This window comes from Kineothrix sp. IPX-CK, from assembly GCF_039134705.1.
Taxonomy (GTDB): Bacteria; Bacillota; Clostridia; order Lachnospirales; family Lachnospiraceae; genus Kineothrix; species Kineothrix sedimenti.
The window spans coordinates 2,636,365-2,654,571 of record NZ_CP146256.1 but is presented as its reverse complement, the minus strand read 5'-3'; the positions used below and the strand labels follow the sequence as shown (position 1 = coordinate 2,654,571).

At 45.6% G+C, this 18,207-nt stretch carries 14 protein-coding genes and 1 tRNA gene; 14 read left to right on the top strand and 1 reads right to left on the bottom strand.

The window, feature by feature from the left end:
• Positions 1–11 precede the first annotated feature (11 nt).
• From V6984_RS12860 to V6984_RS12820, 9 genes are all read left to right on the top strand, one after another.
• Positions 12–2,000 carry a biotin/lipoyl-binding protein gene (locus V6984_RS12860; protein WP_342756029.1) on the top strand — a complete coding sequence of 663 codons (1,989 nt, stop codon included), beginning with the start codon at positions 12–14 and terminating at the stop codon, positions 1,998–2,000.
• Positions 2,001–2,036: 36 nt separating this feature from the next.
• The gene (locus tag V6984_RS12855; protein WP_342756028.1) at positions 2,037–3,116 is read left to right on the top strand and encodes an ABC transporter permease; all 1,080 of its coding nucleotides are present in this window, start codon (positions 2,037–2,039) and stop codon (positions 3,114–3,116) included.
• 35 nt (positions 3,117–3,151) lie between these two features.
• The gene (locus V6984_RS12850; RefSeq protein WP_342756027.1) at positions 3,152–5,407 is read left to right on the top strand and encodes an ABC transporter substrate-binding protein; all 2,256 of its coding nucleotides are present in this window, start codon (positions 3,152–3,154) and stop codon (positions 5,405–5,407) included.
• Positions 5,408–5,440: 33 nt separating this feature from the next.
• Complete coding sequence (locus V6984_RS12845) at positions 5,441–7,216, top strand: bifunctional homocysteine S-methyltransferase/methylenetetrahydrofolate reductase (RefSeq protein WP_342756026.1); 1,776 nt, start codon at positions 5,441–5,443, stop codon at positions 7,214–7,216.
• Between the two features lie 88 nt (positions 7,217–7,304).
• Positions 7,305–7,544 (top strand): HPr family phosphocarrier protein, encoded by a 240-nt coding sequence (locus tag V6984_RS12840; protein WP_342756025.1) that lies wholly within the window; start codon positions 7,305–7,307, stop codon positions 7,542–7,544.
• Between the two features lie 23 nt (positions 7,545–7,567).
• A tRNA-Gly gene (locus V6984_RS12835) sits at positions 7,568–7,638 on the top strand.
• Between the two features lie 272 nt (positions 7,639–7,910).
• Positions 7,911–8,372 (top strand): MarR family winged helix-turn-helix transcriptional regulator, encoded by a 462-nt coding sequence (locus tag V6984_RS12830; RefSeq protein WP_342756024.1) that lies wholly within the window; start codon positions 7,911–7,913, stop codon positions 8,370–8,372.
• Entirely contained in the window at positions 8,365–10,515 is a 2,151-nt protein-coding gene (locus tag V6984_RS12825; RefSeq protein ID WP_342756023.1) for an ABC transporter ATP-binding protein, read from the top strand. The genes V6984_RS12830 and V6984_RS12825 overlap by 8 nt, the downstream gene beginning before the upstream one ends.
• Positions 10,515–12,359: an ABC transporter ATP-binding protein gene (locus tag V6984_RS12820; protein ID WP_342756022.1), complete on the top strand. Its 1,845-nt coding sequence runs from the start codon at positions 10,515–10,517 to the stop codon at positions 12,357–12,359. The genes V6984_RS12825 and V6984_RS12820 overlap by 1 nt, the downstream gene beginning before the upstream one ends.
• Positions 12,360–12,383: 24 nt before the next feature.
• Here the strand turns inward: V6984_RS12820 and V6984_RS12815 are convergent, their stop codons facing one another.
• A complete protein-coding gene (locus V6984_RS12815) occupies positions 12,384–13,637 on the bottom strand; it encodes a nucleotidyltransferase (protein WP_342756021.1) in 1,254 nt (417 codons plus the stop codon).
• Between the two features lie 226 nt (positions 13,638–13,863).
• Between V6984_RS12815 and pta the strand changes: the two genes are divergently transcribed.
• The 5 genes from pta (at position 13,864) to plsX (ending at position 18,195) form a co-directional block, all read left to right on the top strand.
• Positions 13,864–14,865 (top strand): phosphate acetyltransferase, encoded by a 1,002-nt coding sequence (pta, locus tag V6984_RS12810; protein ID WP_342756020.1) that lies wholly within the window; start codon positions 13,864–13,866, stop codon positions 14,863–14,865.
• A gap of 143 nt (positions 14,866–15,008) precedes the next feature.
• Positions 15,009–16,205: an acetate kinase gene (locus V6984_RS12805; protein WP_342756019.1), complete on the top strand. Its 1,197-nt coding sequence runs from the start codon at positions 15,009–15,011 to the stop codon at positions 16,203–16,205.
• 81 nt (positions 16,206–16,286) lie between these two features.
• A complete protein-coding gene (locus tag V6984_RS12800) occupies positions 16,287–16,811 on the top strand; it encodes a DUF177 domain-containing protein (RefSeq protein WP_342756018.1) in 525 nt (174 codons plus the stop codon).
• Between the two features lie 2 nt (positions 16,812–16,813).
• Positions 16,814–16,993 (top strand): 50S ribosomal protein L32, encoded by a 180-nt coding sequence (rpmF, locus tag V6984_RS12795; protein ID WP_031389896.1) that lies wholly within the window; start codon positions 16,814–16,816, stop codon positions 16,991–16,993.
• Positions 16,994–17,181: 188 nt separating this feature from the next.
• On the top strand, positions 17,182–18,195 hold the full coding sequence (gene plsX, locus V6984_RS12790; RefSeq protein ID WP_342756017.1) for a phosphate acyltransferase PlsX: 1,014 nt from the start codon (positions 17,182–17,184) through the stop codon (positions 18,193–18,195).
• The last annotated feature ends 12 nt before the right edge of the window (positions 18,196–18,207 follow it).

Below are 18,207 nucleotides of genomic sequence, written 5' to 3'. Positions count from 1 at the left end.
GAGATATTTTAATGAATGAGAATTCAAACGCTACAAAAAGAAGGGAATGGGTAAAGAATGCGGCAATTATATTTTTGTCCGCAATGCTTGTGCTGACATTCTTTTCCAATACGATTATGAACTATTCCCTGCCGGAGGTAGCCACGGAGTATGTACAGAGCGGGACGATCGCGGCTAAGGTAAGGGGGACAGGAAATATAGAGGCCACCGACCCTTATAATGTGTCGATAAATGAAAGTCGCGTAATTTCCAGTGTTGCGGTGAAAAAAGGAGATGAAGTAAAAAAGGGCGATGTTTTATTTTATCTGGAAGATAAGGAAAGCACTGAACTTGCTGATGCTCAGAAGGAATTAAATACATTGATGCTAACCTATCAGATAGCGGTAATTACGGAGAGCTTGGGAGTTGGTACAGTAAAGAATATTGAGAGTGATGATACACTTACATTAACCCAGAAACAGCAGAAACTTCAAGCGGCAATGGCGGCTTTGGATACAGCGCAAGCTGAATACGATACCGCTACTTTAAAAGTGGCGGAAATAAATAAGCAGCTGGGGTATATCGGGAATACGGTAGTGGATACTACGAACGAAAAAAATGCGGTATCGAATGCGCAGAAAGAAGTTACCAGTGCTGGGCAGGCTTTAGCAGATGCACAGGCAAAAGCGACAAAAGCAACTGCAGATGTAACGATTGCTGAAAATAATCTGACTGCAAAGAAAGCAGAATTAACGAGTCTTACATCGGAAAGAGATTCCCTACAGACTTTAAAGAATACATTAGATAATTATGCTGATAACAAATTAGTCGCAGATAAAAACCTCGCAGACCTTAAAGCTGCTTTTGACAGTTGGTATACAGCAAATCCAAATGCTGGGGCTACGGAGGTAGCCGAGCAGAAGAAGTCTGTAGATGAAGCTGGCGATGCAGTTAAGGAGTTAGAGGCGTCATACAATTCGGCGCAGACGGCTTATCCTACTGCTGGCGGAGATGCAAGATTAGCTACGCTTAATGGAGGCGTAACAGAAGAGGGAAGTATAGCAAAAAAACAAAGCGAAGTATCGGAAGCAGAGCGTAATGTAACGGAAGCAAAGAAACATGCTTCAGAAGTGAATAAAGAAGTTGCAAGTAAACAAAATGAACAAGATAACAAGAGTACTGCAAAAGCAAACGCAGACCAAGCCCTTACGGATAAGCAAAACAGCGTTGATACCACAATTGATAAAGCCAATGCTTCTAATCAATTATTAGAGGCGCAGGAGGCGCAGACAAAAGCGGAGACCTCTTTAAATAAGGCTAAGGAAGATATGACTCAGATACAGAAAGAGCTACTGGCAGAGATTAATCTGGAATCACAAAATGAATCGATTAAATTGCAGGAAGAGAAAGTTAAAAAACTGGAAGAAAATGCAGTAGGTGCAACAATAGATGCTCCGGTAGATGGAATCGTTACAACATTAAACCGCGTTGCGGGTGAAAAGACACAGCCGGAAGAAGCTCTTGCAGTTATTCAGGTAGCAGGCAAAGGCTTCACTCTTTCCTTCTCCGCCACTACAGAGCAGGCGAAGAAGCTTTCAGTCGGTGATATTGCGGAGGTACAGAATTCTTGGTATTATGACGATATAAAAGCGACGCTGGTATCTATTAAACCGGATCAGACCGATCCGGCGCAGAAAAAGCAGCTGACATTCAATGTAGAAGGTGATGTGCAGGCTGGCCAGGCGTTGAGTCTGGCGGTGGGACAAAAGAGCGCCAACTATGAGCTGGTGGTGCCTAATAGTGCTATCAGGGAGGACAAGAACGGCAAGTTCATACTGATTGTGGAATCGAAGAGCAGTCCTCTTGGCAACCGTTATATTGCCACGAGAATCGATGTGGAGGTACTGGCCTCTGACGATACGCATACGGCGATTTCTGCAGGGCTTTATGGCTATGAATATGTAATAACGACAGCGACGAAGCCGGTAGAAGCAGGAAAACAGGTTCGTCTGACGGATTAAGCTAACGGAGAGCGCGTAATAACGCGTTGATGGGATATGAGAAAAATTTTGAGGAATTTTACAATAAAACAAATAATTGTGGTTTTATCCGTGGTGCTGTGCCTGCTCATATGGGCGGGTATCAGCGTATTTGCCACGGTGAAAAAGCAGGAGCTTCTAGATCAGAATGCTGCGGCGAGGTGGTCGGAAGAGAGCGATTCGGCTCAGATAAGCTGCTTTTTTGCCGCAGGGACGAATGTGGATAAGAACAGTGTTATGACCTTTGAGCACTCGCTGGATGCCGCGCTCAAAGAGGCTTCCATAACAGCACCCAGTGAAAGTGCAAGACTGTGGGCGGACGCTTACAGTGTGCAAGGCAAGGTCACTTTGACGAATGGTAAAACAACATTAGAGGCTAATACGGTGGGTGTCGGAGGAGATTTCTTCCTGTTTCATCCGTTGCAGCTTATTAACGGTTCCTATTTCTCGGGAAGCGACTTAATGCACGACAGGATACTTATCGACGAGGATGCGGCGTGGCAGCTATTCGGTTCTAACGATGTGACCGGAATGGAGGTAAGGATCGGCGGAACGCCTCACTATATTGCCGGTGTAATCAAAAGGGAGCAGGGCAGGCTGAACGAAGCGGCGGGACTGGACAAAACTTTAGTTTACATTTCCTATGAAACCATGGAGGCACAAGGGATCGTAACAGGAATTAACACGTATGAAATCGTAATGCCCGACCCGGTCAGCGGATTCGCTTACGCCAAGGTTAAGGAAAAGTTCGGGATTGACGAGGTAAGCATGCAGGTAGTGGAGAATTCGGCAAGATACGGACTAAAGTCGTTGTTTACTGTGATTGCAGAATTCAGCACGCGTTCCATGAATTCATATGCTATCGGATATCCCTACTGGGAAAATGTGGCTCGGGGATGGGAGGATATTTTTGCCGTTCTGTTAGTCTTACAGGTATTGTTCCTTTTGATTCCAGCCTTTATAATAATTGTAACTGTTATTATACTTTGGAAGAGAAAAGAATGGACGTGGAGAGACGTATGGCGTGTTCTTACGGATTGGAAGGACACAGTGGCGGAGCGGTTTCGTAAAGAAAAAAGTAAGTGGAAATATTTCTAAGAATATGCAATACCATTAAAGAGGAGGAGACGGTTATGAAGAAGATAGTCATAGGTTTATTGGCAGGTATAATGGTATTGTCGCTGGCGGCCTGCGGAGGAAGCGGAAACACACAGGAGGAAAAGAATTCCAAGGAACATGTGTACAAGGCGGAAGAGGTTGCCTTGAATGATATAGAGGATAAGAATTCCATCGGTAATTTTTTCCTGCGGGGAGACAGATTATATGTAGTCGGGTATAACTGGCTGGAAAACGGAAGGGAGACCTATATCGTAAGCCAGAATCTGGATGGCTCGGATTCCGTGAAGGCGACGATCTCTCTTGCGGAGAATCAGTCCCTGAACTACTTGACGGTAGACGAATCGGGGAATTTTTACGGAGTTATGGATGAATATTTCGAGGATTCCAGCGATCCGGATAATTATGTATATGAAGATAATTATTTTCTGGTTAAGCTGGATGCAGAGGGAAACGAGTTGTGGAAGCAGCCCTTGACGAGTGACTCTGCGAACGATTATTACTACGTAAGCTGGATGAAGCTTTTAAACGACGGACGAATTGCGATTATGGATAGTTCCAACAAGATCACTTTGTACGATTTGCAGGGACAGCAGCAAAAGAGCGTGGATATGAAGGAAGAGGAGAGCATGGGAGATGCGATACAGATAGCGGACGGCAGTCTCCTGATCCTTTCCTATGGTTCGCAGAACAATCAGTATGGGTTGAGAAGACTGGATGTGGATACCGGTAAGCTTTCAGAGGAGGAGTATTTCCTTCCGGGTATTTCTTCATCATACACTTATTATCCGGGCGTAGGCTACGACCTTATGCTCGTGGATAACTACGGCGTCAGCGGATATAATCTGGGTGACGAAAGCGTGACGGAGCTGATGAATTTTATCGATTCCGATATAAATACCTCTTACATTTACAGCTTGGTGGCGGTAAGCGATAAGGAATTCTACGGTACGATAAACGACAACCTTACGGGAAGTACTATGCTGATGAAGTTCACTAAGGTGGACCCGAAGGATGTTGTGGATAAGAAGATCCTGACATTGGCCTGCAACGGGCTTAGCTGGGAGGTTCGCAATCAAGTCGTGCAGTTTAATAAAACCAATGAGCAGTATCGCATTCGGATAACGGATTATACTCAGTATAATACGGATGAGGACTATACGAGAGGCGCTACAAAACTAAATACCGACATCGCTTCGGGCAATGTGCCGGATATCCTTATAATGGACACCAGCCTTCCGGCAGAAAGCTATATTTCCAAAGGGCTGTTCGAGGATCTGTATCCATATATTGATAAAGATGAGGAGTTAAAACGCGACGATTATTTCCAGAACGTACTCACAGCGTATGAAACCGATGGCAAACTGTATCAGCTGGTGCCGAGCTTCACTATTTTTACCGTGATAGGAAAGACTGCGGATGTAGGAGCGGAGCCGGGCTGGACCATGGAGGATCTGAATGCGCTCATGGCTACGAAGCCCGAAGGAACACAGGTATTTGCCGGTGAGATTAGGGGAAGCGTATTGAATTACAGCATTCAAATGGCAGGAAGTCAGTTCATTGACTGGAATACAGGTGAGTGCAAGTTTGGTTCCGATGCCTTTATTTCCTTATTGGAATTTTTGAACCAATTTCCTGAGCAGTATGATGTTTCCTATTACACGGACGAATACTGGAGGAATTATGACAGCCTGTGGAGAAGCGGCGAGGTGCTGTTAAACATTAGCTATATGGATGGATTTTCCAGTTATAATTATATGAAAAAAGGAACCTATGGAGAGGACATTACCCTTATAGGCTTCCCTTCAGCCGATGGAAAGGGCTCGGCAATCATGCCGAATATGGACATTGTCATGTCGTCGAAATCAAAGAACAAGGACGGCGTATGGCAGTTTATGAGATATTTTCTGACCGATGACTTTCAAAATACGATCGAATATGGCTGGCCGCTTAGTTTGAAGCGCGTTGATGCGCTGGCTGAGAAGGCGAAGCAGAAGCAAACCTATGAGGATGAGAACGGAAATTTTGTTGAGTATGACCAGACCTATACCGTAGGTGGCATGGATATACCGATTACTCCTATGACCCAGGAGGAAATCGACGAAGTGCTGGCAGTTGTGAAGACAATAGATAAGCCTTATGCCTATGATCAGAACCTTATTAACATTATTTCAGAGGAGGCCGCACCTTATTTTGCAGGACAAAAGAGCGCCAAGGAAGTAGCGGACATCATCCAAAGCAGAGCACAGATATACGTAAATGAAAATAGGTGATCGATTATTATAAATATACCGCGGAGAAAAGATATGAAGATTCAACAGTACTTGCAGAATGAGAAAATAATATGTGACGGCGCTTTCGGAACCTATTTCGCGGCCATTGCGGAGGATGAGATGCTTCCTGAGAAGGCTAATGCACTGTGTCCTGAGCTTGTAAAAAGGATACATGAGAGCTATTTGGAGGCAGGAGCGGCCCTTATCAGGACCAATACCTTTGCCTCCAACAGGGTCAGCCTTCAGTGCGATAGCCTGGAAGTGGCTGAAAATATCCGTTCGGCCTGGAAAAATGCACTGGAAGCGATTTCTGCAAGCGGCAGGACACTTGGAGAGGACTGCTTTCTGGCAGGCGACATCGGCCCCATTCCCATGGATTCAGGAACGCCGGAAGAGGAGATATTCAGCGAATATAAGCTTATTTGTGATACCTTTTTATCTGAAGGTGCGGAGATTCTCTTATTTGAAACCTTTTCAGAACTGGATAGAATACTTCCCGTTATCGAGGCGATAAAAAAGGAGCGGGAGGTATTCATTATCGTGCAGTTCTGTGTGAATCAGCACGGTTACAGCAACGCGGGAATCAGTGCGGGAAGATTGCTTCGGGAAGCGGCAGATGTGGAACAGATAGACGCGGTAGGGCTTAACTGCGGTGTCGGCCCGGGACATTTATATACGATCCTGGATAAGATAAGGCTTCCGGAAGGAAAATATATTACGGCATTGCCAAATGCAGGCTATCCCAAGCTTATAAAGAACCGTATGATATTCAGGGACAATGCGGAATATTTTGCTCGCAAGATGAAGGAGGTTTCTCTGAAAGGAGCGGATATTCTGGGCGGCTGCTGCGGAACGAATCCGGAATATATCCGTCTGTTGAAGGAAGCGGTGGATCTTCATCAAAGGGAAAAGGAAGCGGCGGGCCGCGGAGCGGAAGAAGTGAAGATACAGCAGGTTGACAGCAGCTTTTGGAAGGGAAAAAGAAAAGGAGAAAAGCTGATTGCGGTTGAGATTTCGCCGCCGCCGGGAGCGGACGATGAAAAGGTGATGGAGGCAGCCTTTTTTCTGAAGGAGCATAATGCGGATGTGATTACATTTCCTGACTCTCCTTCCGGCAGGACCCGGGCGGATTCCATACTCATGAGCATGAAGGTGGCGCAGGAAACGGGGCTTTGCGTGATGCCCCACATATGCTGCCGGGATAAGAATGCGATTGCCATGCGCTCACAGCTTCTTGGTGCTTATATAAACGGGATAAGGAACATGCTTGTGATTACCGGAGATCCGGTGCCGACATTGATCAGGCAGGAGGTAAAGAGCGTGTTCAATTTCGATTCCGTAGGGTTGATGAAAATCGTAAACGAGCTGAATCAGGAGGAATTTGCAAAGGATCCGGTGACATTTGGAGGGGCCTTGAATCACAACCGGCCGAATCTGGAGGTGGAAGTCGGAAGAGTGAAAAAGAAGATGGCACAGGGAGCCGGATTCTTTCTGACCCAGCCCGTATTTACGCTTGAGGAAGCTGAGAAGCTTCGATATATTAAGGATCAGACGAAAGCCAGGATTCTTTGCGGCATCATGCCTCTGGTAAGCCTTAGAAACGCCCAGTTCATCAGGAATGAGATGGCGGGAATCAATGTGACGGAGGAGGTCATTGCCCGTTTCCATCATGGAATGACGAGAGAAGAAGGCGAGAGTACCGGTGTGGAAATTGCGAAAGAGGTTATCGGTTTTACGGAGGATTTTGTAGACGGATATTATTTTTCCATACCCTTTAACAGAGTATATCTGGTAGAAAAGATTTTTTAAAAATAGGACTGTACAAAATGTGTTTTGGCTAGTACAATAGTAATGTTATAGGAAATGAAAGAATAGGATTAGAGGAGAGGTCGTTTGGATGAAAAGCTTTAGAATCAGACTGCAGTCCATCGAGGAGGTCAAGAAATTTGTCAGCATCATGGCGCAGTTTAACGGCTATTTCGATTTGATTTCCGGGAAGTATATCGTAGATGCGAAGTCAGTGATGGGAATTTTCAGCATGGATTTGTCCAGGACCTTGGAGCTTCGCATACTGGAGACGAATGAGCAGGAAAGTGCCATTCGGTGTGCGCTGGAACATTATATAGTGAATGAGTGAAGAATGCTCATGGAATAAGCTTTGCAGATATGGTTCATCGGTAGAACGCCGGCTTCCCAAGCCGGAGAGACGGGTTCGACTCCCGCTATCTGCTTTTTTTATTGTCAATCGATAGCAGTCTATAAACGTGATAAAAAGGTTGCTTACAGGGAAGGATATAAGAGCTTGAGAAACGGCTGGCTCATATCTTTCCTTTTTTATTTTCCTTTATACTCTTTTAATAATTTTTTTATTGAATAGCGGCGTAAACAAGAGTATTATGTTAAATGCTAAATACATAACAAGGTTAAGAATTATATGCGTTAAGTATTTGCGTTTTTGAATGAGGGCAAGGTTTACAGACTTTGAAAGGGGTGCAGTTGTAAAATGAATCTGAATGAAATACAGGAGGACTTAATAAGGACGGTAAACCGGTTCCGGAAGATGAGATACGAATTCCTTTTTCACGATATATCTAAGAGGGAATTCGAAATGCTGATGGTGATGGAACGCTTCTTGAGGGAAAACGACGACAGAAAAGGGATATACGTATGGGAGCTGGCAAAGGCTCTTCACATATCTTCTCCGGCAGTATCGAAAATGATAAGAGCATTGGAGGAACGGGGATATGCAGGGCGCGATGTGGATAAGGAGGACAGAAGGAATACGTACGTATATGTGACCGATAAAGGAAAGGAAGCCGGAAAGAAGAGCAAGGAAAAAATGGACAAAATCATGCGCAGAGTCGTGATACGCATGGGCGAAAAGAATATGAAAGAATTTATCACGTTATGCAATTTGTTAGAGGATATTATGGAAGAGGAGTTAAAAGGAGACAGTCATGTTTAAAATATTAAAATATTTAGGCGAGTCTAAAGCGTCGGTGGTGATAATCATAGCTCTTTTGGTGCTGCAGGCGTACTGTGATCTGACCTTGCCGCAGTATACGGCGGATATCGTGGACGTAGGGATAGGTCAGGGAGGCATTGACCATGTGGCGCCTGAGGAAATAAGAGGGGAAACCTTAGAAAATATAAGTCTGTTCATGCCTGAGAACGAGGCAGAGTTCATGATGTCTTCTTACAGTGAGAATGAGGATGGCAATTATGAGCTGAATACGGCGGATATTCAGACTGTGGAGACGCTGGATGAGAGCATGGCGATGCCGATGGCGATGTTAACGGCGCTTTCTCAATCGAAGGAAATGGATATCGATACTTTGAAGGCTATGATAGAAGGCGGCATGATGAGTAAGGAACAGGTGCTGGAATACCGGAGCAAAGCGATGGAAGCTTATGCGGACATGGGAGATACTGCTGTTTCTCAGATGGCGGTGAATTTCGTGAAGGCGGAATATGAGGCTATGGGCTCAGACGGCGCAGCGGTACAGACCCATTATCTGCTGAGCAAGGGAGGAAAGATGCTTGGACTTTCCGTAGTGATGATGATTACGGCAATTTTATCCAGCCTTCTTGCCTCCAGAGTCTCTGCGAAGATAGGAATGACGCTGAGAGGAAGGGTATTCCATAAGGTAATCTCCTTCTCCAATGCGGAAATGGAGAAATTCTCCACGGCTTCCCTGATTACGAGAAGCACGAACGATATTCAGCAGGTGCAGATGGTCTCAGTCCTGTTGCTTCGCATGGTGATGTACGCTCCAATTATAGGAATCGGCGGCGTAATCAAGGTCGCCAGCACGAGAACCGGGATGGGATGGATTATCGGAGTGGCGGTAGCGGCAATTACCGTACTGGTAGCAGTATTGATGATTGTGGCGATGCCTAAGTTCAAGATTATGCAGACTCTTATCGATAGATTGAACCTCGTTTCCAGAGAGATACTGACGGGCGTTCCGGTTATCCGCGCTTTCGGGAGAGAAGAGTTCGAGGAGGAGCGTTTCGATGAGGCCAATGTGAAGCTCATGAAAAACCAGCTGTTCACCAGCCGGGTCATGACCTTTATGATGCCGCTCATGATGATGATTATGAACGGAATTACCGTTATGATCGTATGGTTCGGAGCTCATGGCATCGATATGGGCAATCTTCAGGTGGGTGATTTGCTGGCGTTTATTACTTATACGATGCAGATCGTTATGGCATTTCTGATGATAACGATGATTTCTGTCATGCTTCCCCGCGCGGGAGTAGCTGCAGAACGTATTGAGGAGGTCATTCATACGGAAACGGCGATTCACGATAAGGAAGCTGTGAAGGATAATGAAGCGGGAGAATTAAGGGGCAGGCTTTCCTTTGAGTATGTATCCTTTAAATATCCGGGAGCAGATGAGAATGCTCTTTCAAACATCGATTTTACGGCTGAACCGGGTAAGACTACCGCGATTATAGGAAGTACCGGCTGCGGCAAATCTACGCTGATCAATCTCATTCCGCGGTTTTATGATGTGACGGAGGGAAGAATCACGATAGACGGTATAGACATTAGAGATATATCCCAGCATAAGCTAAGAAGTCAGCTGGGATATGTTCCGCAGAAGGGTGTACTTTTCTCCGGTGACATCGAATCCAATATTAAGTTCGCGGGAGATACCATAACCGATGAAGAGATGGTGGAAGCAGCCGCGATTGCGCAGGCTCAGGAATTTATAGACAGCAAGCCGGAAGCTTATAAGAGCGAGATTTCCCAGGGCGGAACCAACGTATCGGGAGGGCAGAAGCAAAGGCTGTCCATCGCCAGAGCAATCGTAAAGCGTCCTAAAATCTGTCTTTTCGACGATAGTTTTTCCGCTCTGGACTATAAGACGGATGTGGTGCTTAGAAAGGCTCTGCATGAAAAGCTTACGGAGTCGGCAGTCATTATCGTAGCACAGCGGATCAGCACGATACTGCATGCGGATCAGATTATCGTATTGGATGACGGAAAAATAACGGGAATCGGAACACATGAGGAATTGCTGGATTCCTGTGAGACATATCAGGAAATTGCCAAGGCACAGCTGTCTGAAGCGGAGTTAAGAGGAGGGACCTTGTAATGAGCGAGAATAATTCAAAGCCTCAAAGAAGGATGCGTGGTCCCGGCGGAGGGATGATGCCGGGAGAAAAGGCGAAAGACTTTAAAGGAACTACCCGGAAGATTTTGCAATATATGGGGGCTTATAAATACGGACTATTGGCCGTTGTAATTTTTGCTATAGGAGGCACCGCATTCAATATCATAGGACCTAAGATAACGAGTAGGGCGATAACGGAAACTTTTAACGGTGTTATGGCAAAGGTTGCGGGAACGGGAGGAATCGATTTCGAGAAAATCGCCCGTATTTTGCTTCTGTTACTCGGTCTCTATGCGATCAGCGCGCTGCTGTCATTTATACAAGGGATAATCATGACGGGAATTTCCCAGAAGCTGAGTTATCGGTTCCGAAAAGAAATTTCCCAGAAAATTGACCGTATGCCTATGAAGTATTTCGAGTCCAAGACGGTAGGGGAGGTATTATCGAGAATTACCAACGATGTGGATACCCTGGGACAGAGCTTGAACCAGAGCGTGACACAGCTTATCACCTCGGTAACGACGATTATCGGTATTCTTATTATGATGCTCAGCATCAGCCCGGTTATGACACTGATTGCTTTCGTCATTCTTCCGGTATCGGGAGTGCTCATCGGAGGGGTGGTGAAATTTTCACAGAAATATTTCGTGGCTCAACAGAAATATTTGGGCAAAATTAACGGACAGGTGGAGGAAATTTACAGCGGTCACAATATCGTGAAGGCTTTTAACAGAGAGGAGCAGGCGCTGAAGGAATTCAATGAAACCAACACCATTTTGTACCAGTCGGCCTGGAAATCCCAGTTTTTTTCCGGAATGATGCAGCCTATCATGAATTTCGTAGGAAATCTGGGATATGTAGCGGTGGCGGTGAGCGGAAGTTTGCTGGTAGTAAAAGGAACTATTGAAATCGGAGACATTCAGGCATTCATACAATATGTCAGAAATTTCACGCAGCCGATTACTCAGGTGGCGCAGGTATCCAACATGCTTCAGTCTATGGCGGCGGCAGCGGAAAGGGTGTTTGAATTCTTAGGTGAAGAAGAGGAAGAGCAGCAAAAGGAGAATGCGGTAAGCCTTAAAAACGTAGAAGGCAGCGTAAGCTTTGAGCATGTGCGTTTTGGCTATAAGCCGGACAAAATCATTATCCACGATTTCAGCAGCGAGGTTAAATCGGGGCAAAAAGTAGCAATAGTAGGCCCTACCGGCGCGGGTAAGACAACAATGGTTAAGCTTTTGATGCGTTTTTATGATGTGAACGGCGGAAAGATACGCGTAGATGGCCATGATATAACGGAGATTGAGAGAAGCGAGCTGAGAAAGGCCTTTGGCATGGTGCTTCAGGATACGTGGCTGTTTAAAGGAACGATTATGGAGAATATCCGGTATGGCAGGCTGGATGCTACGGACGAGGAGGTCATTGCGGCAGCGAAAGCAGCTCATGCCCATCACTTTATCCAGACTTTGCCCGGCGGCTATGATATGGAGCTTAACGAGGAAGCCAGTAACGTATCGCAGGGACAAAAGCAGCTTCTTACGATTGCCAGAGCAATCCTTGCAAATAATAAAATTATGATTTTGGATGAGGCCACGAGCTCTGTGGATATGAGAACAGAGGCTCGTATCCAGAAGGCAATGAACAACCTGATGAAAGGAAGAACCAGCTTCGTCATCGCTCACCGTTTATCGACGATACGGGATGCAGATGTGATATTGGTAATGAAGGACGGCGATATCATCGAGCAGGGTAATCACGAGGAGCTGTTAGAAAAGAACGGCTTCTATTCGGAATTGTATAAATCTCAATTCGAGGAGATAACGGCATAATAATGGAAGAAAAAGAACGGATGGTTAGAGGACAACCATCCGTTTTTCATATTCGTTCACAAAAGGGGTGCCGAATTTATCGGAGACTGCCGAACCGTAAATGTGGGATGCCTGAATTTCCTTTTGAAGCATGGAAAGTCCGGTTTCAGTAAGCGAGGAGGAAGTGTCAGCCAGCTTTGAAACGAGAGGAACGCGGGAACGGGTTTTTATTTCGTGCAAAAGCTCCGCGGCATCCTTTTTTAATCCCAGGATTCTGGCATAATGAATGCAGCCGGTTTCGACATAATGTGTAAACTCTCTTTTTTTCACATCCAGAAGGATATGAAGAAGGCAGCGGCTTATGCGGGAATATGTCATATCCTTTGATTTTAAAAGCTCGCAGAACTGCTCAAAGCTTTCATAGCGGTAAAGATTCTTTTTTATTTTATCGGACAGATCGGGAAGCACATCCACGTACTGCGTATAGCCAACGTTTTCCTCCAAAAGCAGTTTATATTTTAATAGAAGTGAAAAATCATCGCTCTTTACGGGAAAGCTTTTCAGATAGGCGGCACATAACAGCTCGTATACCGATTCCGGAACATGTTCTCTGATACGAGAGAGCCCGCACCCATTGTCGATGGATTGCCTGATAGCGGAGGCAGAGCTTTTCGGAGGGGTTTCTTCATATATGCCGGTCAGGAGCAGGTCGTCATGATAGCCGGCGCCTTCCCTTTGTATGGTATAAGGTTGTATAGAACTTGTACGTTTCTCTATGGCTTTTATATATTCGATGCCGAGAATGTTGTTGGGGGAAACGATCGCTTCGGCACAGGCAGGGTCCGGAAGGCAGGCGGTAAGCGCAATGCTTCGTGCCTTGGGAAAGGAAAGCCCTTTTTTGAGACTTTCTTGTAAGATGCTCCGGTAAAGGACAGGCTCCTCCAAAAGGGTGGAGGCGATTTTGGAAAGGACATGGATAGCTCCGCATTCGCTTCCGAAGCATAAAGAGTCCACAACCCCCAGCTTATCCAAAAGTGTAACGGCGCCCATGGCGAAATATTCGGCGCTTCCGGCAGCATAAAAAAGCGGAAGCTCCAAGACCAGGTCTGCGCCGTTTTCCAGAGCCATTGTTGTCCGGGCGTATTTATCGATAACGGCAGGGACGCCTCGCTGTGTATAGTCTCCGCTGATAACAGCCACGAGAAAGTCGCAGCCCGTCAGCTCCTTTGTTTTTTCTATATGATATTTGTGTCCGTTGTGAAAGGGATTATATTCTACAATGATGCCTGCAGTCTTCATATCGGCTCCTCAAATGCTCCATGGATTTATTTATAAATAGTATCATGAAATGCCTGTTAGTTCAATGAAAAGGCTTTGTACTCAATTTAGCACAATATTTGCAAGATTTCATACAATTTTTCGCTTGTATGGATTATATAAATCTTGTATAATTTTTTTGTATACAAGATTTAGTGATAATGGGGGAATTTGTTTTATCAGGTTACTCGAAAGGAGAAATAGGATTATGGCCTATATTGACATTATTAAGGAAAAAGCGAGAAGCGACAGAAAGACGATCGTCCTGCCGGAGACCACGGACAAAAGAACTCTGATAGCGGCGTCTAGTATTATATCTGAGGGAATTGCTGATATCATTATGATAGGTGACGAAGAAAAAATTATGGACGGTGCCGGCTGGCTGGAGGTAGAGCTTGGGGGAGCTAAGATTGTGAATCCGGAAAAAACGCCGAAACTGGAAGAATATATCGAACTATTGTATGAACTGAGAAAGTCCAAGGGAATGACGATGGAGAAGGCGAGGGAGCTTATCCTGAAGGATTATCTGACCTTTGGAGTTATGATGGTAAAAGCTAACGATGCGGATGGCATGGTTGCGGGAGCGTGTCATGCTACGGCGGATACTCTGCGTCCTGCATTGCAGATTTTGAAAACGGCACCGGGAGTGAAGCTCGTATCGGGATTCTTTATTCTGGATGTGCCGGATTGTGAGTACGGCGACAACGGAACCTTCTTATTTGCTGACTGCGGGCTCAATCAGGACCCTACGGCACAAGAGCTTGCTGCGATTGCAGATTCCAGCGCTACGAGCTTTAAGCAGCTTGTGGGAACGGAGCCGATAATCGCTATGCTGTCCCATTCCACAAAGGGCAGCGCGAAGCACCCGCTTGTGGATAAGGTGGTAGAGGCTACGAAGATTGCAAAGGAGAATTATCCTCATCTCATATTGGACGGAGAGCTGCAGACAGATGCGGCATTGGTGCCTCAGGTGGCGAAATCGAAAGCTCCGGGCAGCCCGGTGGCAGGTAAGGCCAACGTTCTTATTTTCCCTAATCTGGACAGCGGAAATATCGGCTATAAGCTTGTACAGAGGCTGGCGAAGGCGGAGGCATACGGCCCGATGCTTCAGGGAATCGCCAGACCGGTAAACGATTTATCCCGCGGATGTTCGTGGCAGGACATTGTAGGTGTTGTGGCGCTGACGGCGGTGCAGGCTCAGCTCGCGTAATTTGGCGATAAAATTATAAATAAAGATAAAATCTCAGAAGATATAAGGTTGAAAGAATTAATTCTTTCAGCCGGAGTTTTGTGCTTAAGGTGTGCAGGTACACCCGCACAAAGTCTCCAGACTTTGAAAGGAGCATGGGTATAATGAATATTTTAGTAATAAACTGCGGCAGCTCTTCTCTTAAGTTTCAGTTGATCAACGCTGCTGATGAGAAGCTGATTGCAAAGGGACTTTGCGAAAGAATAGGAATAGAAGGAAGCCAGTTGGTGTATACGCCTACCGGAGGCGAAAAAGTGAAGACGGTAACTCCGATGAAGGACCATACACAGGCGATAAGGCTTGTGCTGAACGCTTTGACGGACGATAAGGCCGGCGTTGTAAAAAGCCTTCAGGAAATTGGCGCGGTGGGACACCGTATTGTACACGGAGGAGAGAAGTTCGCTGCTTCTACTATCATTACTGATGAAGTGATTGAAGCCATTAAAGAGTGCAATGAGCTGGCGCCTTTGCACAATCCGGCTAATCTTGTGGGTATTGACGCATGCAGAGAGCTTATGCCGTCGACACCTATGGTAGCCGTATTCGATACCGCTTTCCATCAGACTATGCCCGAAGAGGCGTATATGTATGCTATTCCCTACGGATATTATCAGAAATACAAGGTGAGAAGATACGGATTTCACGGTACCAGCCATTCTTATGTATCCCATAGGGCGGCAGCGCTTTTAGGAAAAAGCTATGAGGATTTGAAGATTATCGTATGTCATCTGGGAAACGGAGCCAGCGTGTCGGCGGTAAAGAATGGAAAATGTGTGGATACTTCCATGGGACTTACACCGCTTGAGGGCTTAATCATGGGAACACGTTCGGGCGATATCGACCCGGCTATCATTGAATTTATCGCTCATAAAGAGGAAAAGAATATTGATCAGATTATGGATATCCTCAATAAGGAGTCCGGAGTGTTAGGGCTTTCCGGCGGATTGTCCTCCGATTTCAGGGACTTGGTAGCAGGGTATGAAAAAGGGGATGAAGCTTCCGTGCGCACGATGAAGGCTTTCGCCTACAGAGTGGCGAAATATATCGGTGCTTATACGGCGGCGATGAACGGCGTGGACGCCATCTGTTTTACGGCTGGATTCGGAGAGAACAGCGGATTCATTCGAAACCTCGTTTGCGATTATCTGGGCTTTCTAGGAATCGTCCTGGACGAGCAGGCGAATAAGGCACAGGGGGAAGAAACTGTAGTTTCTACGGAGGATTCCAGAACGAAGGTACTTGCCATTCCTACCAATGAAGAACTGGCAATAGCGAGAGAAACGTTTGCACTGGTAAAATAACGAAATAACTATTGACAAAAAAGTATCCGATATGTATAATTGACAAAGTGTGAAAATGATTATTTTCATAAGGAGTCAGCTATGTTAATGAACCTAACTGATGTTTTAACATCCGAAGGAAAAGCGGTGGAGAAACAGGTGGACATGGATATAGCGGAGTTGAATTGCCGTCTCGGCGATTTCCCCGTAATCCGGAAGACGCCTTTGACACTTACTTTGACCAATCTTGGAACGAACAAAGCGTCTATTGAGGGGAAGATGGAACTTACATTTGCCATAAGCTGTGACAGATGTCTGAAGTCTGTTAATCAGAAGGTGATACTCGACTTTATGCGGACGGTGGAAGGACCGGACGAATATAAGGAAGACATACAGGACGATGACCAGAATTTCATGGAAGGTTACCAGCTTAATGTAGACGACTTAATTAAGAATGAGTGTTTTATGAACTTGCCGACGAAGGTCTTATGTAAACCGGACTGCAAAGGAATCTGCATGAAGTGCGGGAAAGACTTGAATGTGGAAACATGCGATTGTGATACGTTTGTACCCGATCCGAGAATGGCAAGGATAAAAGATATCTTTGATGCAAATAAGGAGGTGTAACAATGTCTATTTGTCCCAAGAATAAATCTTCCAAAGGTAGAAGAGATAAGAGAAGAGCGAACTGGAAAATGAGCGCTCCTACATTGGTGAAATGCAGCAAATGCGGTGCTCTTATGATGCCCCACAGAGTATGCAAGAAATGTGGCTCTTACAACAAAAAAGAAATTATTGCAGTAGATTAATGAATGAAAAGCTGAGGTTTTCCTGAGATATTGGGAAGGCCTTTTTTCATGTGATAGGAAAAAGAGCTTATTACGTGAAAAACGGATATAACTATATGTATTGAAATAAAAATATTTTGTACATGAAAAACAGCTTGATTTTTATATATGGGTTTAGTATATTAAAGAAAGATATTAGGAGGTTGCATATGTCAGAGTTAGTGAAAGTTGCTGTCGATGCGATGGGCGGAGACAATGCACCGGTAGAAATCGTAAAAGGTGCGGTCGAAGCGGTAAAGGAGAGCAGCAAGGTTAAGGTCTATCTGGTGGGAATAGAGGATAGGATTAGAGACGAGCTGAAAAAGTACACTTACCCTTCGGAGCAGGTGGAAATTGTAAATGCGACGGAGGTTATCGAGACGGCAGAGCCGCCGGTCATGGCAATCCGCAAGAAGAAGGATTCTTCCATCGTGAAAGCCCTTCAACTGGTGAAGGAAGGAACCTGCGACGCATACATATCCGCAGGAAGTACCGGAGCGACGCTGGTCGGAGGACAGGTTATTGTGGGCCGGCTAAGCGGAGTGGAGAGACCGCCGTTAGCACCTCTTATACCGACGGAAAAGGGTGCAGCGCTTTTGATAGACTGCGGAGCTAATGTGGATGCGAGATCTTCCCATCTCGTGCAGTTTGCAAAAATGGGAAGCGTATATATGGAAAGCGTTATGGGAATTAAGAATCCCAAGGTTGCAATCGTTAATATCGGAGCCGAGGAGGATAAAGGAAACGCTCTTGTTAAGGAAACCTTTCCTCTGCTCAAGAGCTGTCCGGATATCAACTTTATCGGAAGCATTGAAGCAAGGGATATTCCGGCGGGTTATGCGGATGTCATCATATGCGAGGCATTCGTGGGAAATGTGATTCTGAAATTGTACGAAGGGGTGGGCGGAACGCTCATCAAGAAGGTAAAGGCCGGAATGATGTCTTCCCTTCGGAGCAAAATAGGTGCATTTTTGGTAAAGCCTGCATTAAAGGAGACTTTGAAGACCTTCGATTTGGAGCAATACGGAGGCGCACCGCTTTTGGGACTTAAGGGACTGGTGGTAAAGACACATGGCAGTTCAAAAGCAGTGGAAATCAAAAATTCTGTTCTTCAATGTATCACATTTAGCGAGCAGAAGATTAATGATAAAATAAAAGAAAAAATTACTCTTGAGAATGAATAAGAAAGGGCTGTT